The sequence below is a fragment of the Streptomyces sp. NBC_00859 genome (assembly GCF_045161865.1).
Taxonomy (GTDB): domain Bacteria; phylum Actinomycetota; class Actinomycetes; order Streptomycetales; family Streptomycetaceae; genus Streptomyces.
Genome location: NZ_CP108826.1, coordinates 5,101,195 through 5,126,208 on the forward strand (window position 1 = coordinate 5,101,195; position 25,014 = coordinate 5,126,208).

At 71.7% G+C, this 25,014-nt stretch carries 20 protein-coding genes; 17 read left to right on the forward strand and 3 right to left on the reverse strand.

Features of this window, described 5'->3' with window-relative positions; all coding sequences use genetic code 11:
• Window positions 1–127: 127 nt before the first annotated feature.
• The 7 genes from OG584_RS22280 to OG584_RS22310 all read left to right on the forward strand — a co-directional run bounded on the left by OG584_RS22280 (window position 128) and on the right by OG584_RS22310 (window position 9,532).
• A complete protein-coding gene (locus tag OG584_RS22280; protein ID WP_405780348.1) occupies window positions 128–1,525 on the forward strand; it encodes a nitrate/nitrite transporter in 1,398 nt (465 codons plus the stop codon).
• 108 nt (window positions 1,526–1,633) lie between these two features.
• Window positions 1,634–2,782 (forward strand): uroporphyrinogen-III synthase, encoded by a 1,149-nt coding sequence (locus OG584_RS22285; protein ID WP_405784227.1) that lies wholly within the window; start codon window positions 1,634–1,636, stop codon window positions 2,780–2,782.
• A 291-nt stretch (window positions 2,783–3,073) separates the two neighbouring features.
• Window positions 3,074–3,613, forward strand: coding sequence for a GNAT family N-acetyltransferase (locus OG584_RS22290; protein WP_405780350.1), 540 nt, complete (start codon window positions 3,074–3,076; stop codon window positions 3,611–3,613).
• 86 nt (window positions 3,614–3,699) lie between these two features.
• Entirely contained in the window at window positions 3,700–4,281 is a 582-nt protein-coding gene (locus OG584_RS22295) for a CGNR zinc finger domain-containing protein (protein ID WP_405780352.1), read from the forward strand.
• A gap of 216 nt (window positions 4,282–4,497) precedes the next feature.
• Window positions 4,498–6,897, forward strand: a complete 2,400-nt coding sequence (locus tag OG584_RS22300; RefSeq protein ID WP_405780353.1) for a HelD family protein — start codon at window positions 4,498–4,500, stop codon at window positions 6,895–6,897.
• 618 nt (window positions 6,898–7,515) lie between these two features.
• Window positions 7,516–8,949: an NAD-dependent malic enzyme gene (locus OG584_RS22305; RefSeq protein ID WP_405780354.1), complete on the forward strand. Its 1,434-nt coding sequence runs from the start codon at window positions 7,516–7,518 to the stop codon at window positions 8,947–8,949.
• A 301-nt stretch (window positions 8,950–9,250) separates the two neighbouring features.
• Window positions 9,251–9,532 (forward strand): HU family DNA-binding protein, encoded by a 282-nt coding sequence (locus tag OG584_RS22310; protein WP_003968811.1) that lies wholly within the window; start codon window positions 9,251–9,253, stop codon window positions 9,530–9,532.
• Window positions 9,533–9,640: 108 nt separating this feature from the next.
• On the opposite strand, the gene OG584_RS22315 is transcribed toward OG584_RS22310, so the two are convergent.
• A complete protein-coding gene (locus OG584_RS22315) occupies window positions 9,641–10,312 on the reverse strand; it encodes an HAD family hydrolase (RefSeq protein ID WP_405780355.1) in 672 nt (223 codons plus the stop codon).
• On the reverse strand, window positions 10,309–11,067 hold the full coding sequence (locus OG584_RS22320; RefSeq protein ID WP_405780356.1) for a GntR family transcriptional regulator: 759 nt from the start codon (window positions 11,065–11,067) through the stop codon (window positions 10,309–10,311). The genes OG584_RS22315 and OG584_RS22320 overlap by 4 nt, the downstream gene beginning before the upstream one ends.
• Before the next feature lie 263 nt (window positions 11,068–11,330).
• Here OG584_RS22320 and OG584_RS22325 point away from each other — a divergent pair, with 263 nt between their 5' ends.
• The 4 genes from OG584_RS22325 to OG584_RS22340 are packed head-to-tail and all read left to right on the forward strand — an operon-like array spanning window position 11,331 to window position 15,236.
• Window positions 11,331–12,473 carry an ABC transporter substrate-binding protein gene (locus tag OG584_RS22325; protein ID WP_405780358.1) on the forward strand — a complete coding sequence of 381 codons (1,143 nt, stop codon included), beginning with the start codon at window positions 11,331–11,333 and terminating at the stop codon, window positions 12,471–12,473.
• A 2-nt stretch (window positions 12,474–12,475) separates the two neighbouring features.
• The gene (locus OG584_RS22330; RefSeq protein WP_405780359.1) at window positions 12,476–13,375 is read left to right on the forward strand and encodes an ABC transporter permease; all 900 of its coding nucleotides are present in this window, start codon (window positions 12,476–12,478) and stop codon (window positions 13,373–13,375) included.
• A complete protein-coding gene (locus OG584_RS22335; protein WP_405780361.1) occupies window positions 13,363–14,190 on the forward strand; it encodes an ABC transporter permease in 828 nt (275 codons plus the stop codon). The genes OG584_RS22330 and OG584_RS22335 overlap by 13 nt, the downstream gene beginning before the upstream one ends.
• Window positions 14,187–15,236 carry an ABC transporter ATP-binding protein gene (locus OG584_RS22340; RefSeq protein ID WP_405780362.1) on the forward strand — a complete coding sequence of 350 codons (1,050 nt, stop codon included), beginning with the start codon at window positions 14,187–14,189 and terminating at the stop codon, window positions 15,234–15,236. The genes OG584_RS22335 and OG584_RS22340 overlap by 4 nt, the downstream gene beginning before the upstream one ends.
• A 104-nt stretch (window positions 15,237–15,340) precedes the next feature.
• Here the strand turns inward: OG584_RS22340 and murA are convergent, their stop codons facing one another.
• Window positions 15,341–16,687 carry a UDP-N-acetylglucosamine 1-carboxyvinyltransferase gene (gene murA / locus OG584_RS22345; RefSeq protein WP_164266016.1) on the reverse strand — a complete coding sequence of 449 codons (1,347 nt, stop codon included), beginning with the start codon at window positions 16,685–16,687 and terminating at the stop codon, window positions 15,341–15,343.
• Between the two features lie 261 nt (window positions 16,688–16,948).
• Here murA and OG584_RS22350 point away from each other — a divergent pair, with 261 nt between their 5' ends.
• From OG584_RS22350 to OG584_RS22375, 6 genes are all read left to right on the forward strand, one after another.
• Complete coding sequence (locus OG584_RS22350) at window positions 16,949–17,614, forward strand: YqgE/AlgH family protein (RefSeq protein WP_405780364.1); 666 nt, start codon at window positions 16,949–16,951, stop codon at window positions 17,612–17,614.
• A gap of 30 nt (window positions 17,615–17,644) precedes the next feature.
• On the forward strand, window positions 17,645–17,941 hold the full coding sequence (locus OG584_RS22355; protein WP_405780365.1) for a DUF3039 domain-containing protein: 297 nt from the start codon (window positions 17,645–17,647) through the stop codon (window positions 17,939–17,941).
• Between the two features lie 209 nt (window positions 17,942–18,150).
• Window positions 18,151–19,845 (forward strand): beta-N-acetylhexosaminidase, encoded by a 1,695-nt coding sequence (locus OG584_RS22360; RefSeq protein ID WP_405780367.1) that lies wholly within the window; start codon window positions 18,151–18,153, stop codon window positions 19,843–19,845.
• A 288-nt stretch (window positions 19,846–20,133) separates the two neighbouring features.
• Window positions 20,134–21,030, forward strand: coding sequence for an FAD binding domain-containing protein (locus OG584_RS22365; protein ID WP_405780368.1), 897 nt, complete (start codon window positions 20,134–20,136; stop codon window positions 21,028–21,030).
• Window positions 21,027–22,589, forward strand: a complete 1,563-nt coding sequence (locus OG584_RS22370) for a 2Fe-2S iron-sulfur cluster-binding protein (RefSeq protein WP_405780370.1) — start codon at window positions 21,027–21,029, stop codon at window positions 22,587–22,589. Before OG584_RS22365 ends, OG584_RS22370 begins: the two co-directional genes overlap by 4 nt.
• Window positions 22,586–24,901, forward strand: coding sequence for a xanthine dehydrogenase family protein molybdopterin-binding subunit (locus OG584_RS22375; RefSeq protein WP_405780372.1), 2,316 nt, complete (start codon window positions 22,586–22,588; stop codon window positions 24,899–24,901). Before OG584_RS22370 ends, OG584_RS22375 begins: the two co-directional genes overlap by 4 nt.
• The last annotated feature ends 113 nt before the right edge of the window (window positions 24,902–25,014 follow it).

Here is a 25,014-nt window from a genome sequence, read left to right on the forward strand (position 1 = left end):
CAAGGTTTCCCCGCGGTCACCCCCCGGCACGTGCCGGAAACCCGCCGTCCCTACCTTCGGGCACACCACCTTCAGACACGCCGCCCGCAGGGACATCGCCCGAGGGGCCGGGAACCGTGGAGGCCTGATGACTGCCCCGCACACCGCCGCACCAACGACCGGGCGCAACCGCTGGATCGAGGAGTGGAACCCGGAGGACGAAGTCTTCTGGCGGGACACGGGGGAGCGGACCGCCCGGCGCAACCTCCTCCTCTCCGTGCTCTGCGAACACATCGGGTTCTCCGTCTGGTCGCTCTGGTCGGTGCTGGTCCTGTTCATGGGGCCGGAGTACGGGGTGGACGCGGCCGGGAAGTTCTTCCTCATCTCGACCGCCACGCTGGTCGGCGCGGTCGCCCGGGTCCCGTACACCTTCGCCGTCGCCCGGTTCGGCGGCCGCAACTGGACGGTGTTCAGCGCCGCGCTGCTCCTGGTGCCGAGCGTCGCCGCGTACGCCGTCATGAAGCCCGGCACCTCCTACACCACGTTCCTGACGATCGCCGCGCTCACCGGCGTCGGCGGCGGCAACTTCGCGTCGTCCATGACGAACATCAACGCCTTCTTCCCGCTGCGGCAGAAGGGCTGGGCGCTCGGGCTCAACGCGGGCGGCGGCAATATCGGTGTGCCCGTCGTGCAGCTCGCAGGACTGCTCGTCATCGGCACGGCGGGGGCCGGTCATCCGCGGGTCCTGCTCGGTGTCTACATCCCGCTCATCATCCTGGCGGCGACCGGAGCGGCACTGCGGATGGACAACCTGGCACCCGTGCGGAACGACGCCGGGGCCGCCTTCGAAGCCGCCCGTGATCCGCACACCTGGATCATGTCGTTCCTGTACGTCGGGACGTTCGGCTCGTTCATCGGCTACAGCTTCGCCTTCGGCCTCGTCCTGCAGACCCAGTTCGGCCGGACCCCGCTGCAGGCGGCGTCCATCACCTTCCTCGGACCGCTGCTCGGCTCGCTGGCCCGGCCGGGCGGCGGCCGGCTGGCCGACCGGCACGGCGGCGCCCGCATCACGCTGTGGAACTTCGCGGCGATGGCCGTGGCGACAGGCGCCGTCGTCATCGCGTCCGCGCAGGGGTCACTGGCCGTGTTCCTGACCGGCTTCACCGCACTGTTCGTGCTGACCGGACTCGGCAACGGGGCGACGTACAAGATGATCCCCGGCATCTTCCACCGGAAGGCCCTCGCCGGCGGGCTGACGGGTGAAGCGGCCGCCGCCCGGGGGCGCAGGCTCTCCGGGGCTTCGATGGGGCTGATCGGTGCGGTCGGGGCGCTCGGCGGCCTCGCGATCAACCTCGCCTTCCGGCAAGCATTCGGGAGCGGGGGCACCGGCACGCCGGCGTTCGTCGCCTTCCTGGGCTTCTACGCCGCCTGTGCCGCCGTGACCTGGGCGGTATACCTTCGCCGTACGGCTCCGGTCGTGGCCGAGCCGCAGCCGGCGTCCTCGCCGGCCGTCGCAGGCCCGCGGTCCGCCGCGGGGAGGTCCTGAGCCGCGCCGAAGGGTGACAGGCCCCCGGAGGCGGCGGCACACCGGCGTAACAGCACGGAAATGCCGGTGAACCGGACCCGTCACGCGTCCCTGGGAGGCTCACTCACCATGCACGACACCGCACCACCCCAGCAGGGACCGCTCGCCGGGTTCACCGTCGGCGTCACCGCGGCCCGGCGGGCGGACGAACTCATCGCGCTGCTCCAGCGGCGGGGCGCGGCGGTCCAGCACGCGCCCGCCCTGCGCATCGTGCCGCTGGCCGACGACAGTGAACTCCTCTCCGCCACCAGGGGACTGGTCGGCCACCCCCCGGACATCGTCATCGCGACCACCGCCATCGGCTTCCGCGGCTGGATCGAGGCCGCCGACGGCTGGGGCCTCGGTGAAAGCCTGGTCGAACGGCTGCGCGGGGCGGAACTCCTCGCACGCGGTCCCAAGGTGAAGGGGGCGATCCGGGCGGCCGGGCTGACCGAGAAGTGGTCGCCCGCATCCGAGTCGATGGCCGAAGTGCTCGACCGGCTGCTCGCCCAGGGCGTCGAGGGCCGCCGCGTCGCGATCCAGCTCCACGGCGAGCCGCTGCCCGGCTTCGTGGAGGCGCTGCGCGCCGCGGGCGCGGAAGTCGTCGGCGTGCCGGTGTACCGGTGGATGCCGCCCGAGGACATCGGCCCGCTCGACCGGCTGCTCGACGCGACGCTCGCCCGGTCGGTCGACGCCCTGACCTTCACGAGTGCGCCGGCCGCCGCCTCACTGCTGGCCCGCGCGGACGCGCGCGGCCTGCGCGCCGGGCTGCTCGGTGCGCTGGGCCACGAGGTGCTGGCGGTCTGCGTGGGGCCGGTCACGGCGCTGCCCCTCCAGGCGCAGGGCGTCGCCACCCTCCAGCCCGAACGCTTCCGGCTCGGTCCGCTCGTGCAGGTCCTGTGCCAGGAACTCCCCTCCCGGGCGGCGGTCCTGCCCGTCGCCGGCCACCGCTTCCAGATCCGGGGGCAGGCGGTCCTGGTGGACGACACGCTGTGCCCCGTACCCCCGGCGGGGATGTCGATGCTGCGGGCGCTGGCCCGCCGTCCCGGCTGGGTGGTGTCCCGCGCCGAACTGCTCAAGGCGCTCCCGGGAGCGGGCCGCGACGAGCACGCGGTGGAGACGGCGATGACCCGGCTGCGCACCGCGCTCGGTTCGCCGAGGCTGATCCAGACCGTGGTCAAACGTGGCTACCGGCTCGCCGTCGACCAGGCGGCCGACACGAAGTACAGCGGCGCCTGAGTGGTCGCGCCCGCGTCCTGGGCGGCCCGATTCATGAACGGGTCGGTGCTGGTGCTGGTGCCGGTGCGTGGTTCGGTGCGGCCGGACACCCTGGGCCGGCGTACGTCGCAGACGATCGGGCGGCAGAAGCGGGTCACTGGATCGGGCCGGGCCTGTCGCCACCCGCGCCGCCTTCGCATCCGGCGCCGGCGGGGCGGGACGTGTGCGGGGTACGGAGCCGGTGCGGAGGCGATCCGGCCGGTGCCGGACCCGGCCGGCCGTACGGCGGGCCCCTGGCGTTACCGTGCGGGGATGATGACCGAAGGAATCCGGCTCCGTCCGGTCGAGCTGTCCGATGCGGAAGGTCTCGCGACCACTCTCAACAGCAACCGTGAGCATCTGGGGCCCTGGGACCCGGACAGGCCGGAGTCCTTCTACACCGAGGACGGCCAGCGTGAGCGGATACGGGTCTCGCTGGCCGAACGGGACGCCGGGCGGCTGATGCCGTGGGTGCTGGAGGAGACCGCCACCGGGCGCATCGTGGGATCCGTCACCCTCAACAACATCATCCTCGGGCCGCTCTGCAGCGGTGTGCTCGGCTACTGGGTCGACGCCGGTTTCACCGGACGCGGTCTGGCGTCCGGCGCGGTCGAGGAGGTCTGCCGGATCGCCCGCGACGAGCTCGGGCTGCACCGGATCGAGGCCGGGACACTGCTCGACAACGTTGCCTCGCAGCGGGTGCTCGCCAAGTGCGGTTTCGAGACCTACGGGGTGGTGCCCCGCTATCTGCACATCAACGGAGCCTGGCGCGACAACCGGCTCTTCCAGCGGATCCTGCACGACCGGGACTGAGCCGCCCCGCCCGTCTGCCCGGCGCCCGCCAAGCGTGCGGGCGGTGAGGGTTACGGCACGGCGCCCCGCCGGGCACTGTAGGAGGTATGGGTTCGCACGCGTACGAGCTGCGGTTCGATTCCGGGCGCATCTGCCTGGACCTGGTGGCGACAGGGACGGATTCCGTTGAACAACTCGACTGCGGGCGGCGGCTCGCCGCCTGGCTGACCGGCGCCGGACTCGTACCGCCCGGCACCCCGCTCCCGGCGCTCGGCGCCGACTGGCTGCACGCGTTCACCGAACTCCGTTCGCGTGTGGCCGAGTTGATACGGGCCGACGCCGAGGGGCGTCCGGCGGACAGGGCGCTGACGGAGGTCAACACCCGTGCGGCAGGGGCACCACCGGGGCTGCGGGCGGTACGTGACGAGGGCGGTCACCTCATCAGGGAGCTGGCCGCCCCACCCGAACGTGACGCCCTGCTCGCCGTCGTCGCCCGCGACGCCCTCGAACTGCTCACCGATCCCGGGGCCCGCGCACTGCTGCGCCAGTGCGAGGGCGACAACTGCCGGAGGCTGTATCTCGACACCTCCCGCGGGCGCCGTCGCCGCTGGTGTTCGAGTGAGGTCTGCGGCAACCGCGAGCGGGTCGCCAGGCACCGCCGGAGGGCGGCAGGCGCTGCCCGCGCCTGAGGGGCGCGGGCCCGAGATGCGCGTCTCACGGAGCCGACGGGCACGCGTCCTCGCGGTCAACAGGCCGACGGGGCAGCGGCGGAACATCCCCTCAGGCCGCTCCGGAGCCATTGTCCGCGCGCCGCCGCGGGGGGCGCCGACGGAACGGCGCCTGACATACGCTCCGCCTTCGCATAAGGTTGACGGTCGCCCAATGCATGCAAGAAGGGGGCCTCAGTGGCCGCGCAGGACGCCGCTGTCGACTCGGTCAGGGACCGCGAGATCGCGACCGAGCAGGAACATCTCGACCAGGTGTACCGACGCCTTGAGGAGAAGATCCACGAGGCTGAATTCCTCATGAACGACGCCGCCCAGCGCGGCCAGGTCGGCACGCCTGGCGCACTCGCGGAGCGTGACGCCCAGGTCTTCAGGGCCGGTATCCACCTCAACCGCCTCAACAACGAGTTCGAGGACTTCCTCTTCGGACGCATCGACCTGCTCCACGGCAAGGACGGCAAGAAGGGCCCGGACGGCGCGTACACCGCCGTCGAGCCCGCCGACGACGCCGTACGGCCCGACGACACCGCCGACGTCGCCGAGACCCTGCACATCGGCCGGATCGGTGTCCTGGACTCCGACTACTCACCGCTGGTCATCGACTGGCGGGCCCCGGCCGCCGCGCCCTTCTACCGCTCGACCCCGGTCGACCCCGGCCGGGTCGTCCGCCGACGGGTCGTCCGCTCCAAGGGCCGCAAGGTCCTCGGGGTGGAGGACGACCTGATGCGTCCCGAGCTGACCGCCTCCCTGGACGGCGCGCCGCTGGCCGTCGTCGGGGACGGTGCGCTGATGGCCGCACTCGGGCAGGCCCGCAGTCACACCATGCGGGACATCGTCTCGTCCATCCAGGCCGAGCAGGACCTGGTGATCCGGGCGCCCGCCGCGTCCGTCACCGAGGTCTCGGGCGGCCCCGGCACCGGCAAGACGGCCGTCGCGCTGCACCGCGCCGCGTACCTCCTGTACCAGGACCGCCGGAAGTACGCGGGCGGCATCCTGATCGTCTCGCCGACCCCGCTGCTCGTGGCGTACACCGAGGGTGTGCTGCCCTCGCTCGGCGAGGAGGGGCAGGTCGCGATCCGCGCGGTCGGCTCGTTGGTGGACGGCGCGGAGGCGACCGCGTACGACGACCCCGCCGTGGCCCGCGTCAAGGGCTCGTCGCGGATGCTCCAGGTGCTGCGCAAGGCGGCGCGCGGGGCGCTGGAGAACCCGGCGCCGCGCCCGGCCAGACACAGGAGCCGCGGTGGCGCCGGGGGCCGCGGGGGAGACGAGCAGCTGTCCTTCGGTGACGCCGACGAGCGGGAGGAGCCGCCCGCCGGCACCCCGGACCGGCTGCGGGTCGTCGCCTTCGGAGGGCGGCTCGAACTCGAATCGGACGAGCTCCAGCGCATCCGCCACAACGTCCTCGGCGGCACAGCACCCGTCAACCTGCTGCGTCCGCGCGCCCGGCGGCTGCTCCTGGACGCCCTGTGGGCCAAGTCCGGCGGCCGGGCCCGGGGCGCGTCCTCGTATCCCGGTGATCCGGAACTGGCCGCCGAGCTGCGTTCGTCCTTCGACGACGACGTGTCGAACGAGGACAGCTTCACCGACTTCCTGGACGCCTGGTGGCCCGAGCTGACCCCGCGCGGTGTGCTCGCCGCGATGGCCGACGAGCGCAGGCTGGGCCGCTGGGCCCGCCGGGTCCTCAACCAGGGTGAGGTGCGCAAGCTGGCACGCTCGCTCAGGCGTGAGGCGCTCTCGGTGCACGACGTGGCGCTCCTCGACGAGCTGCAGGCGCTGCTGGGCGTCACGCAGCGGCCGAAGAAGAAGCGCGATTACGACCCGCTCGACCAGCTCAGCGGACTTGAGGAGTTGATGCCGCACCGCGAGGAGACCCAGTGGGAGCGGGCGGAGCGGCTGGCCCAGGAGCGCACCGAGTACGCGCACGTCATCGTCGACGAGGCGCAGGACCTGACGCCCATGCAGTGGCGGATGGTCGGGCGCCGCGGTCGCCAGGCGACCTGGACGGTCGTGGGCGATGCGGCCCAGTCGTCGTGGTCGGCCCCCGACGAGGCGGCGGAGGCGCGCGACGAGGCGCTCGGCGCCCGCCCGCGCCGCCGTTTCACGCTGACGGTCAACTACCGCAACCCGGCGGAGATCGCCGAGCTGGCGGCGAAGGTGCTGGCGCTGGCCATGCCGGGTATGGAGTCGCCGTCGGCGGTCCGCTCCACCGGGGTCGAGCCGCGCTTCGCTGCCGTACGGGACGGGGACATGGCGGGCACGGTCCGCGAGGAGGCCCGGCTGCTGCTCGACCGGGTCGACGGGACGGTCGGTGTGGTGGTCGCCATGAACCGGCGCGAGCAGGCCAGGAAGTGGCTGGCCGGACTCGGTGACCGTGTGGTGGCGCTGGGCAGCCTGGAGGCGAAGGGCCTGGAGTACGACGCGACCGTCGTCGTGTCGCCCGCCGAGATCGCCGACGAGTCCCCGGCGGGGCTGCGGGTGCTGTACGTGGCGCTGACACGCGCCACGCAGCAGCTCACGGTGGTCTCGGCGGCGGGCGACGCCCCGGACGGTGCGGGCGTGCCGGATCTGCTCCGGGACTGAGGGGTCCCGGCATGGCCTATGCCCGCCCGGCGACCTCATCGGACGCTCATAGTGCAGGGACCCCTGAAGCCGGGCGGGCTCCCGCATTGACTCCCGGTCCCGGTTCCCGGTCCCGCCGGAATCCGTGGCGACAGGCCGGGAGTCAATGCGCCGCAGGGGAGTCACTTTCCCGAGTGATTTGTTAGCCTGGGTGGTGACACCGGCTCGATCCAAGCCCCCGGGCCCAACCTTCGTCGCTTCGAGCGACCACTTGCCGCGAGGCGAGCATGGCGGGCCGGTGTCGTCAGCTTGATGAGGTCCGTACCGCCCGCGGGTGGTACGGACCTTTTTCTGTGAGCTTCTCCGCGAGCTCTCCGTGAGCTTCACCGCGACGGGGTGTTTTCGGGGACGGGCCGACCCGCCTTTCGGCACTCGTTCCACGGTTCCGTTACGCAGCGTGTCCGCCCCGGATGCAGATTCCTGCGGACCGGTTCTCTGCGGGGCTTCCCCGACCAGGCGCTTTCTCGTATGGTGGAAAGTACTTTCCGAATCGAGAACCCCATTACCAGCTACTGGCTGGTAGGTGCGACCATCGGATGCGTTTTACCGAACAGCCTGGAACAGCAAAGGAAGTCGGCCATGGCAACGGCGCCTAGCGTCTCGTACTCGATCACGGCGCGTCTGGAGGTTCCCGCGAGCGGGACCGCGGTCAGCCAGCTCACCACGGCCGTGGAGTCGTCCGGAGGTTCGGTCACCGGCCTCGACGTCACCGCTTCCGGCCACGAGAAGCTGCGTATCGACGTCACCATCGCCGCCTCCTCCACCGACCATGCCGACCAGATCGTGCAGCAGCTCAAGGGTATCGAGGGCGTCGAGCTCGGGAAGGTCTCCGACCGTACGTTCCTGATGCACCTCGGCGGCAAGATCGAGATGGCGTCGAAGCACCCCATCCGCAACCGTGACGACCTCTCGATGGTCTACACGCCCGGTGTGGCCCGCGTGTGCATGGCGATCGCGGACAACCCCGAGGACGCCCGCCGGCTCACCATCAAGCGCAATTCCGTTGCAGTGGTGACGGACGGCTCCGCGGTGCTCGGGCTCGGCAACATCGGCCCGATGGCCGCGCTGCCGGTCATGGAGGGCAAGGCGGCCCTCTTCAAGCGCTTCGCGGGCATCGACGCCTGGCCGATCTGCCTCGACACCCAGGACTCCGACGCGATCGTGGAGATCGTCAAGGCCATCGCCCCCGGCTTCGCCGGCATCAACCTTGAGGACATCTCGGCGCCCCGCTGCTTCGAGATCGAGGCCCGGCTGCGCGAGGCCCTCGACATTCCGGTCTTCCACGACGACCAGCACGGCACCGCGATCGTCGTGCTCGCCGCGCTGACCAACGCGCTGCGCGTGGTCGAGAAGGAATTCGGCGAGGTCCGGGTCGTCATGTCCGGAGCCGGCGCGGCCGGTACGGCCATCCTGAAGCTGCTCCTGGCCGCCGGCGTCAAGCACGCGGTCGTCGCCGACATCCACGGCGTGGTGCACGCGGGCCGCGAGGACCTGGTCGACGCCGCGCCCGAGTCGCCGCTGCGCTGGATCGCGGACAACACCAACCCCGAAGGGGTGACGGGCACGTTGAAGGAGGCTGTCGTCGGAGCCGACATCTTCATCGGCGTGTCGGCTCCGGACGTGCTGGCCGGCGAGGACGTCGCGGCCATGGCCGACGGTGCGATCGTGTTCGCGCTCGCGAACCCCGACCCCGAGGTCGACCCGGCGATCGCCCGCCAGACGGCGGCAGTTGTGGCCACCGGCCGGTCGGACTTCCCGAACCAGATCAACAACGTGCTGGTCTTCCCGGGTGTCTTCCGCGGTCTGCTGGACGCGCAGTCCCGCACGGTCAACACCGAGATGATGCTGGCAGCCGCCGGTGCGCTCGCCGACGTCGTCGGCGCGGACGAGCTCAACGCCAACTACATCATCCCCTCGGTCTTCAACGACAAGGTCGCCGGGGCGGTCGCGGGAGCGGTCCGCTCGGCCGCGAAAGCCGCCGGTGTGACTGTGACGGCGCCCACGTCCGCCTGACGCTCGGCGCGTCGCGGGACTCACGGCCCCAAACACCCCTCTAGGGTGGCGGGAAATGAGCCCCCGGGCGCCCACAGCCGGGTTTCACGGAGTCGACGGAGCGTCACCATCCCGAGACAGTGGCGCGTTCGTGTGACTCCGGTGAGTGCCGGATTGGCTTTCCCGCCGTTGGTGGGGGCAGGATGCATATTCGGGCGCGAGGGTCTGACGTCAGACCCGGGTCCGGGGACTGTCCTAGGGCCCTGGCAGCATCGGCTTCGATCTCACGCCTTACAGGCAAGAAGAACACGGGAGTAACAACATGAACCGCAGTGAGCTGGTGGCCGCCCTGGCCGACCGTGCCGAGGTGACTCGTAAGGACGCCGACGCCGTTCTGGCCGCTCTCGCCGAGACGGTCGGCGAGATCGTCGCCAAGGGCGACGAGAAGGTCACCATCCCCGGCTTCCTGACCTTCGAGCGCACCCACCGTGCCGCTCGCACCGCGCGTAACCCGCAGACCGGCGACCCGATCAACATCCCCGCCGGCTACAGCGTGAAGGTCTCCGCGGGTTCGAAGCTCAAGGAAGCCGCCAAGGGCAAGTAACCCCGAGCGCAGCAGAGCACAGACCGAAGGGCGGCCCCCCGGCCAGGGGGGCCGCCCTTCGGCATGTCCGTACGCGTCCTCATCGGACGCTCATAGTGCGAGGAACCCTCAGGCGGGCCGGGCGGCCCCGGCCCCCTCGTCCTCCTGGAACGCCAGCAGGTCCACGGCCGTCAGGGACTCGACGAGCGTGGTGCGCGGGCCCGCAGTGATGCCCGGCACCGTGGGGACCGCCAGCAGACGGCAGCCCGCGGCCAGCGCCGCCGCCGCCCCGGTCGGCGTGTCCTCGACGGCCAGACATCGGGCCGGATCGGCCCCCAGCGCCGCCGCTGCCGCCAGATACGGGTCAGGGTGGGGCTTGCCGCGCGCCGACTCGCCCGAGGCCACGGACGCGGCGAACCGGTGCGCGCCGAGCGCGCCGAGCACCATGTCCGCCACATGCCGCTCCGAAGCGGTGACCAGGGCCACCGGGATACCCAGGGCCGAAGCCTGGTCGAGCAGCCGCAGAGCGCCCGGCTGGACGGTGATACCGGACGCCACACCGGCCGTGAAGTCCCGGTCGAGGCGGGCCGCGGCGGCGGCCACCGTCAGGCCGATGCCGTGGTCGCGCACCGCCCGTTCCGCCGCGTCGGCCACCGGGGCCCCGGCGAACGCCGCCACGACGTCGGGCCCGGCGGGGGCGCCCTCCGTCTCCAGCAGGGTGGCGACGGTCTGCAGCCAGGCGTGCTCGGTGTCGACCAGGGTGCCGTCCATGTCGCACAGCAGCGCCGCGGGAAGCGTCATGAGAGCTCGCTTTTCTGTTCCGGTGCGGTACGGGCCAGAGGGTTGGCCTGCGTGGAGTTTCGTACGGTGAAGACCACCGAGCCGGGGCGGTAGCGGTCGTCTGATGTCTCGACGGGGCGCCCGTCGGCGGTGAGCGTGGTGCGGCGTACCCGCAGCAGCGGGCTGCCGCGGCGCACCCGCAGTTCGCGCGCGTCGGCGGTGCCCGCCGCGACCGCGTCCAGATGGTGCTCGCCGTGCGCGAAGACCAGCCCGGTGTCGTCGAGCAGCCGCTGGGTGACGGACTCGCAGTCGGCGGGCAGGGCTTCGACGGCGTCGGCAGTCCACCCCGCGTATACGGTGCGCTCCAGCAGGACCGCCGCCCCGTCCAGGGTGCGCAGACGCAGGACACGCAGAACGCCGTCGCCGGACGCCAGTTGCAGCAGGGCGGCCTCCTCGGCGCTCGCACCGCCGCGTACGGACTCCAGGACGAGACCGCCGGGTACATGCCCGCCGGCCCGTGCCCACTGCGCGAAACTGCGCAGTTCGGCGAAACTCTGACTGGGTGTGGTGCTCAGCACAGTGTGGCGCGTTCCCTGCCGTGATCCGAGCAGCCCCTCGGCGAGGAGCGTCGCCAGAGCCTGTCTCACGGTGCCGCGCGAGACGCCGTGCACCGCCGCGAGATCGGTCTCCGACGGCAGCGCCGAACCGACCGGAAACCGGCCTTCCGCGAGGTCACGGCGGAGGGTGTCCGCAATCTCCTGATGCCGTCGGGTCACGTGACTCCTCCTGGTGGGCCCGGTGTTCCGGGCGACGGCTGATCATGTCATCTGCGCACACCGTCATGCATCCCACGGAGGTTCGATGTATGTGTCTCACCGATCCGCGGCATCTTAAACCAAACTTTCTATAACGCTTCTGACCTGCGGTTTTGGGGATGGTTCGGGCTTGTTTGGCGGTCGTCTTGCTGTTAGCTTGCCCAGGCTTACTGACTGATGGCTTGTCCAGACAAGTGGCTGGCCTTGAATCGCAGGAGTACAACGTGAACCCATCCCGACCGAGCCGTATCGCAGGCATCGCGGCAGTCGTGCTCGTCACCGCGACAGTGGCCGGTGGCTGCGGGGCCGCTCCCACCGCCGACGCCGCGAACAGCAAGGCGGCCAAGGCGTCGTCGGCGGCGGATCTCGGCGGGATGGCGGCCCTCGCCAAGGCGGCCAAGAAGGAAGGCACGCTGAACGTCTACGCGCTCGCCCCCGACTGGGCCAACTACGGCGAGATGATCTCGGCCTTCCAGAAGAAGTACGGAATCAAGGTCAACAACGAGAACCCCGGCGGCAGCAGCCAGCAGGCACTCAACGCCGCGGCGAAGCGCAAGGGCCAGGACCGGGCCGTCGACGCACTCGACCTCGGCACCGCGTACATGCAGCAGGCCAAGGCGCAGAAGCTGCTCGCCCCGTACAAGGTCACCGGCTGGAACGGCATACCCGCCGCGCAGAAGCAGGCCGACGGCTCGTACATGAACAACTACGGCGGCTACATCTCGATCGGCTGTGACGCCAAGGCCGTCACGCACTGCCCGAAGACCTTCAAGGACCTGCTGAAGCCCGAGTACAAGGACAAGGTCGCCCTGAACGGGAACCCGGGCGAGTCCAGTTCGGCCCTCGCCGCGGTCTTCGCCGCGTCGCTCGCCAACGGCGGCACGCTCGACGACGTGCAGCCCGGTCTCGACTTCTTCAAGGAGCTCAAGCAGAAGGGCAACTACGTCCCCGCCGAGTCGACCCTGGCCACCATCCAGAAGGGCGAGACCCCGATCTCGATCGACTGGGACTACCTCAACCTCGGGTACGGCGCGAAGCTGAAGGCCAAGGGCGTCGACTGGAAGGTCGAGGCGCCGTCCGACGCCGAGTACTCCAACTACTACAACCAGGGCGTCAACAAGTACGCCCCGCACCCGGCGGCGGCCCGCCTGTGGCTGGAGTTCATCTACAGCACCGAGGGCCAGAACATCTGGCTGCGCGGCTACTCCAGGCCCGCCCTCCTCGACGTGATGGAGAAGAACGGCACCGCCGACAAGGCCGCCAAGGCCCTTCCCCAGGTGAAGGGCACAGCGAAGACCGCCAGCCCCGCTCAGGAGGCCAAGGCCAAGGAGGCCGTCGTGCAGGGCTGGGCCAAGGCGGTCAGCTGACGATGGCCGACCAAGCCGTTGGTACGGCCGTCGTCGCTGAGGCGAAGCCGGCCGTACGCCGCCGGGGCCGCCACCGCTGGCCCGCCGTCCTCCCGTACTTCGTCTTCCTCGCCGTCTGCTTCGGGCTGCCCGCCGGGACCATGGCGTACAACGCCTTCATGGTCACCGATCCGGCGAGCGGCGCGACGCGGTTCGGCATGGACAACGTCGACAGCTCGCTCTCCGGGGCGTATGCGACCGGACTCACCGGATCCATCGAACTCTCCGTCGTCAGCGCCCTGCTGGCCACCCTTTTCGGCGCACTGATCGCCCAGGCCGTCGCCACGTCGAAGCGCCCCGCGCTGCGCAAGGCCGTCGTCGCGGCCTCCGGCGTCTTCGCCAACTTCAGCGGTGCGCCGCTGGCCTTCGCCTTCATCGCCACCCTCGGCACCACCGGCACGCTCACCAAGCTGCTGTCGCTGCACTCCACCGGCTTCAGCCTCTACAGCTTCACCGGCCTGGTGCTCGCCTACCTCTACTTCATGATCCCGCTGATGGTGGTGACCGTGCTGCCGGCGCTGGACGGGCTGCGCACCCAGTGGCAGGAGGCCGCAGCCTCCTGCGGTGCCACCCGGCGGCAGTTCTGGCTGCACATCGGCATCCCGGTGCTGACGCCTTCGCTGCTCGGCGGCGCGGTCCTGATGTTCGGCACCGCCTTCGCCTCACAGGCCACCGCGGCCGTGATGACGGGGAGTTCGGTGCCGCTGATCACCCTCCAGATCTCCAACGCCCTGAACGGCAACGTGCTGGTCGGGCAGGAGAACCTGGCCCTCGCCATGAGCCTCAACATGGTCGTGATCGCCCTCCTGGTGATGGCCGTACAGATCCCGCTGCAGCGACGGAGTGCCCGATGGCTCGGATGACGACAGCAGGTACGGCCGGACGCTCACGGATCCCGGTGCTCGCGCTCGCCGCGCTGTACTTCCTGGTGCCCGTCGTGGCCTCGCTCTGGTTCACGATCGACAACACGGACGGGATCAGCTTCGACCCGTACACCAAGGGCCTCGGCTCCGACGGGATGACCACCAGCCTGCTGCTCTCCCTCGGGCTCGGTCTCGCCACCGTCGTCCTGGGGCTCGCCCTGATGGTGCCGACGACGGTCGCGGTCGCCCTGTACTTCCCCGGGCTGCGGCGCACGGTCGAGATCCTTTCCATGATGCCGCTCGTGGTGCCGCCGATCGCGCTGGTCGCAGGCGTCAGCACGGTTCTCTCCTGGCAGCAGGACCTCTCCACCACCCCCCTGTACGGGACCTTCCAGGCCCTGCAGAACAAGAGCTTCCCGCTGATCCTCGTCCTGGTCTACACGGTGATGTCGCTGCCGTTCCTGTACCGCTCGCTGGACGCGGGGCTGCGCGCCGTCGATCTCCGTACGCTCGTCGAGGCGTCCCGGAGCCTGGGCGCCTCACGCACCCAGACCCTGCTGCGGGTCGTCGTGCCGAACCTGCGCTCCGCGGTGATCGGCGGCGCCGTGCTCAGCCTGGCCATGGTGCTCGGCGAGTACACCGTCGCATCCGTTCTCGGCTTCGCGCCGTTCGCCGTCTGGATGGTGCAGGTCGGCGACAGCGAGGCCCAGCTCTCGGTCGCGGCAGCGATGTTGAGTCTTCTGATCAGCTGGGGGCTGCTGCTCCTGCTCACCACCCTGGCCGGCGGCCGCAACCGAAGGAGGGCCACACGATGAGTGTTCCCGTACAACTCAGGAACTTGCGACGGGACTTCGGCCCCACGGTGGCACTCGCCGGTCTCGACCTGGACATCGGTCCCGGCGAACTGGTCGCCCTCCTCGGCCCGTCCGGGTGCGGGAAGACCACCGCGCTGCGCATCATCGCGGGCTTCGAGTCCGCGGACAGCGGCGAACTGCTGATGGACGGCCGCGACGTCTCGTCCCTGCCCGCCCACCGGCGCGACATCGGCATGGTGTTCCAGTCGTACAGCCTGTTCCCGAACATGACCGCGGCCGAGAACGTGGCGTACGGGCTGCGGGTACGCGGAAAGAGCGCAGCGGAGCGCCGGACGCGGTCGGCCGAGCTCCTTGAACTCGTCGGTCTCCCCGGCCGCGGGGGCAACTACCCGCACCAGCTCTCCGGCGGTCAGCAGCAGCGCGTGGCCCTGGCCCGCGCGCTCGCCGTCCAGCCGCAGGTGCTGCTCCTGGACGAGCCGCTGTCCGCGCTGGACGCCAAGGTACGGCTCACACTGCGCGAGGAGATCCGGCGGATCCAGCTGGAGCTGGGCATCACCACGGTCTTCGTCACGCACGACCAGGAGGAGGCGCTGTCCATGGCGGACCGCGTCGCCGTGATGAAGGACGGCCGGCTCGAACAGTGTGCGGCCCCGTCCGAGCTGTACGAACGCCCGGCGACCCCGTTCGTGGCCGAGTTCGTGGGCACGATGAACCGGCTGCCCGGCACGGTCCGCGACGGTGGCGTCGTGGAGCTCTTCGGCCGCCGGCTTCCCATCCACGGGGAGGCGCCGGCCGCCGGCAGCGAGGTCGATGTCCTGCTGCGGCCGGAAGGACTCGCGGTCGGATCCGCCAGAACCGGCAAGGGGGAGGCGGCGACCGTTCGCGTGGCGACCTTCCTCGGGCCCACGACGCGGCTGCACCTCACCACGGACAGCGGTATCGCGCTCAAGGCCGACCTGCCCAGCTGGGAAGCCGGACAGCTCACGGTGGGGGCCCGCTGCACCCTCTCGCCGCACGAGAATCCGGTGCTTGTCGCCGAGCGGTGAGCCGGGGGGCCGCCGCGCCGCCCGCGGCGCGCCGGTCCTCAGTCTCCGGACGGGCTCGTTCTGCCCGCTGTCCGGCGGTCGAGGACCGGCTCCGGAATCCGCGCTCAGACGAGTGCCGCTCCCGGCAGCTCCACCTTCGCGCCCAGTTCGATCAACTTGTCGAGGAAGTTCTCGTAGCCGCGGTTGATCAGGTCGATCCCGTGCACCCGCGAAGTGCCCTGCGCCGCCAGCGCCGCGATCAGGTACGAGAACCCGCCGCGCAGGTCGGGGATGACCAGGTCGGCGCCCTGCAGTTTGGTGGGGCCGCTGACGACCGCCGAGTGCAGGAAGTTGCGCTGGCCGAAGCGGCAGTCCGAGCCGCCGAGGCACTCGCGGTAGAGCTGGATGTGCGCGCCCATCTGGTTGAGCGCGGACGTGAAGCCCAGCCGGGACTCGTACACCGTCTCGTGGACGATGGACAGGCCGCTGGCCTGGGTCAGCGCCACCACCAGTGGCTGCTGCCAGTCGGTCTGGAAGCCGGGGTGGACGTCCGTCTCCAGCGCGATGGCGTTGAGCGGGCCGCCCGGGTGCCAGAAGCGGATGCCCTCGTCGTCGATCTCGAAGGCGCCGCCGACCCGGCGGAAGGTGTTGAGGAACGTCATCATCGAGCGCTGCTGGGCGCCGCGCACGTAGATGTTGCCCTCGGTCGCCAGCGCGGCCGACGCCCAGGACGCGGCCTCCAGACGGTCCGGCAGTGCCCGGTGGTTGTAGCCGCCGAGCTGGTCGACACCGGTGATCCGGATCGTCCGGTCGGTGTCCATGGAGATGATCGCGCCCATCTTCTGCAGCACGCAGATGAGGTCCTCGATCTCCGGCTCCACAGCGGCGTTCGACAGCTCCGTGACGCCCTCGGCGAGCACGGCCGTCAGCAGCACCTGCTCGGTCGAGCCCACCGACGGGTACGGCAGCCGGATCTTGCAGCCGCGCAGCCGCTGCGGGGCCTCCAGGTACTGGCCGTCCGCCCGCTTCTCGATCGTCGCGCCGAACTGGCGCAGTACCTCGAAGTGGAAGTCGATCGGCCGCCCGCCGATGTCGCAGCCGCCGAGACCCGGGATGAACGCGTGGCCGAGACGGTGCAGCAGCGGGCCGCAGAAGAGGATCGGGATGCGCGAGGAGCCCGCGTGGGCGTCGATGTCCGCGACGTTGGCGCTTTCGACGTGCGACGGGTCGAGGATCAGCTCGCCCGGTTCCTCACCGGGGCGGACGGTCACGCCGTGCAGTTGGAGCAGCCCGCGCACGACCCGTACGTCCCGGATGTCGGGCACATTGCGCAGTCTGCTCGGACCACTGCCGAGCAGGGCGGCGACCATCGCCTTGGGCACGAGGTTCTTCGCGCCGCGAACGCGGATCTCGCCCTCGAGCGGGTTACCGCCGTGGACGAGCAGGACATCGTCAGTGCCAGTGCCGGTCATGAATCTCGCGTTCCGGAGGAGGAGGGTGGACAGAGGGGCAGTCTCAAAGGGTAAGGGGCGAATACCCCGCTTCCGTAAGGCCAAGGGGGGTCGTGGCCCGTCATGACTTCGCTACAACACGCTCCGTGCCGAAATCGTCACGGCGTGCCGCCACCCGGGTGCCCGCTTCCGCCGCCCGCCGGAGCGCCCGCCCCCCGTGCTGAGCTGCGCCGGATACGTACTCCCGCGCCCGCGCCCCACGGGGAGCGAATGTGCGGGATCATGTCTGCCATGACGGAGGTGTCCTCGCTCACAGGGCGGCTGCTCGTGGCCACTCCCGCCCTGGCGGACCCGAATTTCAACCGTGCCGTGGTGCTCGTCCTCGACCATGACGGGGAGGGTTCGCTCGGCGTGGTCCTCAACCGCCCGACCCCGGTCGGCGTCGGCGACATCCTGGCGGGCTGGGAGCAGCTCGCGGGGGAGCCCGGTGTCGTCTTCCAGGGCGGCCCAGTCTCGCTGGACTCGGCGCTGGGTATCGCGGTGATTCCCGGCGGCGGCAAGGGGACCGGTGTGCCGGGAATCGACGAGCCGACGCCCCGGCGCAGGCCGTGGGGCGACGCGGGAGCGGGGCTGCGGCGCCGGGCGGACCGTAACGATCCCATCGGCTGGCGGCGGGTGTACGGCGCGATCGGCCTGGTCGACCTGGAGACCCCGCCCGAGCTGCTCGCGGCGGCGCTCGGCTCGCTGAGGATCTTCGCCGGATACGCGGGCTGGGGCCCGGGACAGCTGGCGGCGGAGGTCACCGAGGGGGCCTGGTACGTGGTGGATTCGGAGCCCGGAGACGTGTCGTCGCCCGACCCGGACGGGCTGTGGCGGTCGGTGCTGAGGCGCCAGCGGAACGGTCTGGCGATGATCGCCACCTATCCGGACGACCCGTCGCTCAACTGAAGGCGGAACGAGTCAGTACCCTTGGCGCTCATGAGCACTCTTGAACCCGAGCGCGGGGCAGGTACGGGGACCCTCGTAGAGCCGACGCCCCAGGTGTCGAACGGCGACGGTGACCACGAGCGCTTCGCCCATTATGTCCAGAAGGACAAGATCATGGCGAGCGCGCTCGAAGGCACGCCTGTTGTCGCACTGTGCGGCAAGGTCTGGGTGCCGGGCCGCGACCCGAAGAAGTATCCGGTCTGCCCCATGTGCAAGGAGATCTACGAGTCCATGGGCGCCGGAGGCGACAAGGACAAGGGCGGCAAGGACGGCGGCGGCAAGAAGTAGCACCCCGCCTCACCTCTCGTACGGCACCGTCCACCACTCGTACGGCGCGGTCGCGGCCTCCTCCGGGACGGGCCGCGGCCCTGCCCCGTGCGGCAGGTGCGGCGTTCCCGTGTGGCGTTCCGATCCACCGGCCGCGCCGCCGGCCGGTGCCTCCCGGTCCGGCCGCCCTCCCCAATTGGTCTATGCCACTTGGTGCTAGGTCCGGCAGGATGGGGCGCATGAATCTGATTCCCGCGCCCCTCGGCGCACAGGACACGCAGGCCGGCAGCGGATTCGTCGTGGACGCCGGCACGGTCGTCGACGCCGGGCCCGGCACCGAGGGGGTGGCCCGCTGGCTGCGCCAGGTACTCGGCGACGCCACCGGGCTGCCCCTCGACCCCGGTTCAGGTGACGACGCCACCGGCGGGACCATCCGGCTGCGGATCGACCCGGAACCCGCCTCCGGGGCACGGAGCGACGCCGGCGAGCGGGTCCTGGGCCCCGAGGGATACACGCTGTCCGCCGGCAGCGAAGGGGTCCGTCTGCGCGGCGGAAGCGCCGCCGGGCTCTTCTGGGGCGCGCAGACCCTCCGTCAGCTGCTGGGCCCCGACGCCTTCCGGCGGGCGCCGCTGCGGCCCGGCGCCCGGTGGACCGTGCCCGCCTGCGCGATCGAGGACAGTCCCCGGTTCTCCTGGCGCGGCATGATGCTCGACGTGTCACGGCACTTCATGCCGAAGGACGGCGTCCTGCGGTATCTCGACCTGCTCGCCGCACACAAACTCAACGTCTTCCACTTCCACCTCACCGACGACCAGGGCTGGCGCATCGAGATCAAGCGCTACCCGCGGCTGACGGAGGTCGGCGCCTGGCGCGCCCGTACGAAGTGGGGCCACCGGGCCTCACCGCTCTGGGACGAGAAGCCGCACGGCGGTTACTACACCCAGGACGACATCCGGGAGATCGTCGCCTACGCCGCCGAACGGCACATCACCGTCGTGCCCGAGATCGACGTCCCGGGCCACTCGCAGGCGGCCATCGCCGCCTACCCGGAGCTCGGCAACGCCGACGTCATCGACACCGCCGCCCTCACCGTGTGGGACACCTGGGGCGTCAACCCCAATGTGCTCGCCCCGGCGGAGAGTTCGCTGCGCTTCTACGAAGGCGTGCTGGAGGAGGTCCTCGCACTCTTCCCCTCGCCCTTCATCCACCTCGGCGGTGACGAGTGCCCGAAGGAGCAGTGGCGGAAGTCGGCGGCCGCCCAGGCGAAGATCGCGGAGCTGGGCCTCGGCGACGAGGACGAGCTCCAGTCGTGGTTCATCCGGCACTTCGACCGCTGGCTCGCCGAGCGCGGCCGCCGTCTCGTCGGCTGGGACGAGATCCTGGAGGGCGGTCTCGCGCCCGGCGCGACCGTCTCGTCCTGGCGCGGTTACGCGGGCGGGGTCGCCGCGGCCGAGGCCGGTCACGACGTCGTCATGTGCCCCGAGCAGCAGGTGTATCTGAACTTCCGGGAGGACGGTGACGAGGCCGAGCCGATGCCCATCGGGTGGGTGCGCACCCTGGAGGACGTCTACCGCTTCGAACCCGTACCGCCGCAGCTGAGCCCCGAGGCCGCAGCCCATGTGCTCGGGACCCAGGCCAACCTCTGGACCGAGGTGACGGAAAACCAGAGCCGGGTGGACTACCAGCTGTTCCCCAGGCTCGCCGCCTTCGCCGAGGTCGCCTGGTCGGCGCTGCCGGAACCGGCCGCCCGGGACTTCGAGGAGTTCTCCCGGCGGATGACCGCGCACTACGCCCGACTTGACGCGCTCGGTGTCCAGTACCGTCCGCCCGGCGGTCCGTTGCCCGCGCAGCGTCGCCCCGCGCCGGAGGGGCTGACCGCCGCGGATCTCGGACGTCCGATCGAGGGGCCGCCCCCAAACGTGTGAGCGTGCGGGCAAGGTGTGTACCAAGTTCCGTCCACTCGGGAACCATGGACGGCCGGGCCGAACAACTCGGGCAACAGGCGCAGAAGAGCGGGAAACGCCACTTCGTGGCAATCGTGCGTGAATGCGGACGTTCAGTCTGGGAAGGGATGGATCTGCCCTTCGCGGACCCTCCCGTCGGGCAGTCCGCAAGATGTGCCAGAGTTGCCACGTCCGGGCTCCGAGCACGTACCGTACGGCGCAACAGGCGGGACAGCCGGGACACCGGGACACCGGGAAGGGGCAGCTGGGTTGACCACGCACGCACCGCAGGCGGCGCAGTCCGTGACGCTGCCGACTTCGCTCGACGAGGCTGTGGCGGCACTGACCGCCATGCCCGCCGCCGTCCCTGTCGCGGGCGGCACCGACCTGATGGCGGCGGTGAACTCGGGGCTGCTGCGGCCCACGGGACTCGTCGGCCTCGGCCGGATCAGCGAGATCCGCGGCTGGCACTATCAGGACGGGCACGCGCTGCTGGGCGCCGGCCTCACGCACGCCCGGATGGGCCGGCCCGACTTCGCCGCGCTCATCCCCGCGCTGGCCGCCGCCGCGCGCGCCGCGGGCCCTCCGCAGATCCGTAACGCGGGCACGCTGGGCGGCAACATCGTCACCTCCGCACCGACCGGCGACGCGCTGCCCGTCCTGGCCGCGCTGGAGGCGACCCTGGTCGTCGCGGGCCCGGACGGCACCCGCCGCGAGACCCCGGTGTCGCATCTGCTCGCGGGCCGCGACATGCTCCAGCCCGCCGAACTCGTGGGCTTCGTACGGGTACCGCTGCTGCACGCCCCCCAGGTCTTCCTCAAGGCCACCGGGCGCACCGGCCCCGGCCGTGCCACCGCGTCCGTCGCCGTGGTCCTCGACCCGGCGAGGCGTGGCGTGCGCTGCGCGGTCGGAGCCGTCGCACCGATGCCGCTGCGGCCGATGGAGGCCGAGCAGTGGATCGCCTCGCTCATCGACTGGGACGGGGAGCGCGGGCTGGCGCAGGAGGCGCTCACCGCCTTCGGTGAGTACGTCGCCGCCGCCTGCATCCCCGACATGGCACCGCCCCCCGAAGGGGGAGAGGCGCAGCCGCTGCCCCCGGCCGTACTGCACTTGCGGCGGACCGTCGCCGCACTGGCCCGGCGAGCACTGGGGAGGGCACTCTCGTGACGACGAACGACGACCGGGGCGGCTGGCAGCCGGTCCCGCAGGGCGGCGAGTACGACGCGGAGGCCACCGCGTTCGTACAGCTTCCCGAGGGCATGGACCCGGCGGACGCACCGCTGGCCGCGCCCGGCCACGGGTACGTACCGCCGATGATCCTGCCGCTGACCCCCGCCGCGGGCACGGACCCGGGCGCCACCGGGCAGTGGGCGGTGGCCCAGCCGCCGTACACGCCGCAGGCGCCGGACGCGGCTCAGCCTTACGGGGCGCCCGGGACCGATCAGGTGCCTCGGACGCCGTACTGGCCGGAGCCCGCGCAGGACCCGCATCCCGCACCGGGCTACCCGCAGGACCCGAGGGCCACCGGCCAGTGGTCGTTCACCGGCTCACAGGACCCGCACGGCCCCGAACAGCCGCACCAGCAGCAGCACCAGCACGGTGGCGACCTGACCGGCCAGTGGACGATCCCGGTGGCCGACGGGGACGTCCCCGAGGAGTCCGGTGAGTACAGCGCGTCCTCGCTGATGCGCCCGGCCACCCTGCCCGGTGGCGCGCCCGCGCCCTGGGCCGTACCCGCCGAGCCGGAGGCGGACCACACAACCCCGTCCGACGGCACGCCCGTACCGTACGACGAGCACGGGACGGCCGCCGAACCCGCCGCCGGTGACGGACACGGCTCCGGCGACCGCGACCTGCCGGAGGAGGCCGGCCGCGAACCCGGTCCGGGCAGCGAGCACGGTGCGCTTGACGCCTACGGCCCGCCCGACGCACATGCCGCACACGCTCCGCATCCGGCACCGCAATCGGTGGACATCCCGGCCGCCCGCGCGCCCGAGTCCGATGCTCCGGCCGTCCCGGAACCCGCGACCGCTCCCGATGCCGGACCCGTCCCTGAATCCCTCACCGGCGGTGCGAGTCCCGACGCGGGCCCCGCTCCCGGCGCGCCGCCCGCTCCCGGCGCGCCGCCCGTGTCCGCCGGGAGCGAGCACACCCCCGCCTCGTACGTCCTGCGCGTGAACGGCACCGACCGCCCCGTCACCGACGCCTGGATCGGCGAGTCGCTGCTGTACGTCCTGCGCGAACGTCTCGGTCTCGCCGGTGCCAAGGACGGCTGCTCGCAGGGCGAATGCGGCGCATGCAACGTCCAGGTCGACGGCCGTCTCGTGGCCTCCTGCCTGGTCCCGGCCGCCACCACCGCGGGCTCCGAGGTCCGTACGGTCGAGGGGCTCGCGGTCAACGGCGAACCCTCCGACGTGCAGCGCGCGCTCGCCGACTGCGGAGCCGTCCAGTGCGGTTTCTGCATCCCCGGCATGGCCATGACGGTCCATGACCTGCTGGAGGGCAATCACGCCCCCACCGAGCTCGAAACCAGACAGGCCCTGTGCGGCAACCTCTGCCGCTGTTCCGGCTACCGGGGTGTGCTGGACGCGGTGGGTGACGTGGTCGCCGGGCGCGCGGCGGCGGGCGCCGCGTCCGAAGAGGCCCGCATCCCGCACCAGGCGGCACCCGGATCCGGCGGCATGCAGCCGGACAACCCGCAGCAGCAAGACGGAGGCATGGCGTGAGCAGCGACGCGGCCACCGCGGCCACCGCGACGACCCCGGAGGCGGACGGCCCGGAGCAGGAGCCGCCCGCGCACGGTCTCGGCGCCTCCCTCCCACCGGCCGACACCAGGGCGAAGACCGAGGGCACCTTCCCCTACGCGTCCGACCTGTGGGCCGAAGGCCTCCTCTGGGCCGCCGTGCTGCGCTCCCCGCACCCGCACGCCCGGATCCTCTCGATCGACACGTCCGACGCGGCCGCGATGCCGGGCGTCCGCGCGGTCGTCACGCACGCCGACATCCCCGGTGACGCCGCACACGGCCGGGCGGTCGCGGACCGCCCCGTCTTCGCCTCCGAACTCGTCCGCCACCACGGCGAGGCCATCGCCGCGGTCGCCGCCGACCACCCGGACACCGCCCGGCTCGCCGCAGCCGCGATCGCGGTGGAGTACGAGGTCCTCGACCCGGTCACCGACCCGGAGAAGGCCTTCGCCGCCGAGCCGCTGCACCCCGACGGCAACCTGATCCGCCACATCCCGCTGCGGTTCGGCGACCCCGACATCACCGGCGAGGTGATCGTCGAAGGCCTGTACCGGATCGGCCGTCAGGACCCGGCTCCCATCGGGGCCGAGGCCGGACTCGCCGTGCCCAGGCCCGACGGCGGCGTCGAGATCTACACCGCGTCCACCGACCCGCACACCGACCGCGATCTGGCCGCGGCCTGCTTCGGCCTGGATTCCGACCGGGTGAAGATCGTCGTCACCGGGGTGCCCGGCGCGACCGGCGACCGTGAGGACACCAGCTTCCAGCTCCCGCTCGGTCTGCTCGCACTGAAGACCGGCTGCCCGGTCAAACTGGCCGCGACCCGCGAGGAGTCCTTCCTCGGCCACGCCCACCGCCACCCGACCCTGCTGCGCTACCGGCACCACGCGGACGCCGACGGCCGCCTGGTGAAGGTCGAGGCACAGATCCTGCTGGACGCCGGCGCGTACGCGGACGCGTCGTCCGAATCGCTCGCGGCAGCCGTCGCCTTCGCCTGCGGCCCCTACGTCGTCCCGCACGCCTTCATCGAGGGCTGGGCGGTGCGTACGAACAACCCGCCCTCCGGGCATGTACGCGGCGAGGGCGCGCTCCAGGTCTGTGCCGCGTACGAGGGCCAGATGGACAAGCTCGCGGCGCGGCTCTCCATGGACCCGGCCGAACTGCGGCTGCGCAACGTCCTGGCCACCGGTGATCTGCTGCCCACCGGACAGCCGGTCACCTGCCCGGCCCCGGTCGCCGAACTCCTGCGCTCCGTGCAGGACTTCCCGCTGCCCGCCCTGCCCAAGGACACTCCCGAGGGCGAGTGGCTGCTGCCCGGCGGGCCGGAGGGCGCGGGAGAGCCGGGCGCCGTTCGCCGCGGGGTCGGCTACGCGCTCGGGATGGTCCATATGCTCGGCGCCGAGGGTGCCGACGAGGTCTCCACCGCCACGGTCAAGGTCCATGACGGTGTCGCCACGGTCATCTGCGCCGCCGTCGAGACCGGTCAGGGCTTCTCCACGCTGGCCCGGCAGATCGTCCAGGACACCCTCGGTATCGACGAGGTCCATGTCGCTTCGGTCGACACGGACCAGCCGCCGGCCGGCCCCGCCACGCACGGCAGGCACACCTGGGTCTCCGGCGGCGCGGTGGAGCGGGCGGCGAAGATGGTCCGCACCCAGCTGCTCCAGCCACTGGCCCACCAGTTCGGCATGTCGACCGAGCTGCTCCAGATCGCCGACGGCAAGATCACCTCGTACGACGGGGTGCTCTCCACGACCGTCACCGAGGCCATGGACGGCAAGGAGCTCTGGGCGACCGCCCAGTGCCGCCCCCATCCGACCGAACCACTCGACGAGTCGGGCCAGGGCGACGCCTTCGTCGGTCTCGCCTTCTGCGCGATCCGCGCGGTGGTCGACGTCGACATCGAGCTGGGCTCGATCCGGGTCGTGGAGATGGCGGTCGCCCAGGACGTCGGCCGGGTCCTCAATCCGAGGCTGCTCAACTCCCGCATCGAGGCGGGAGTCACCCAGGGGATCGGCGCGGCCCTCACCGAGAACCTCCGTACGACGCGTGGCGTGGTCCGCCACCCGGACCTGACCGGCTACGCCCTGCCCACCGCGCTCGACGCACCCGACATCCGTATCGTGAAACTCATCGAGGAGCGCGACGTGGTGGCCCCGTTCGGCGCGAAGGCGGCGAGCGCGGTGCCGGTGGTCACGTCTCCCGCCGCGGTGGCCGCGGCGGTGCGGGCGGCGACCGGCCGCCCGGTGAGCCGCCTCCCGATCCGGCCGCAGGCCGCGGTGGTCACGGGCTGACAGCGCGTGCGGCGGCCCGGTCCCGTCCGGCGCCCGCGGGGCCGGGACCGAGCCGCTCCTGCACACCGCACCGGGCCCCGCACCCGGTTCGCCGCCGAGTCACACATATGGGC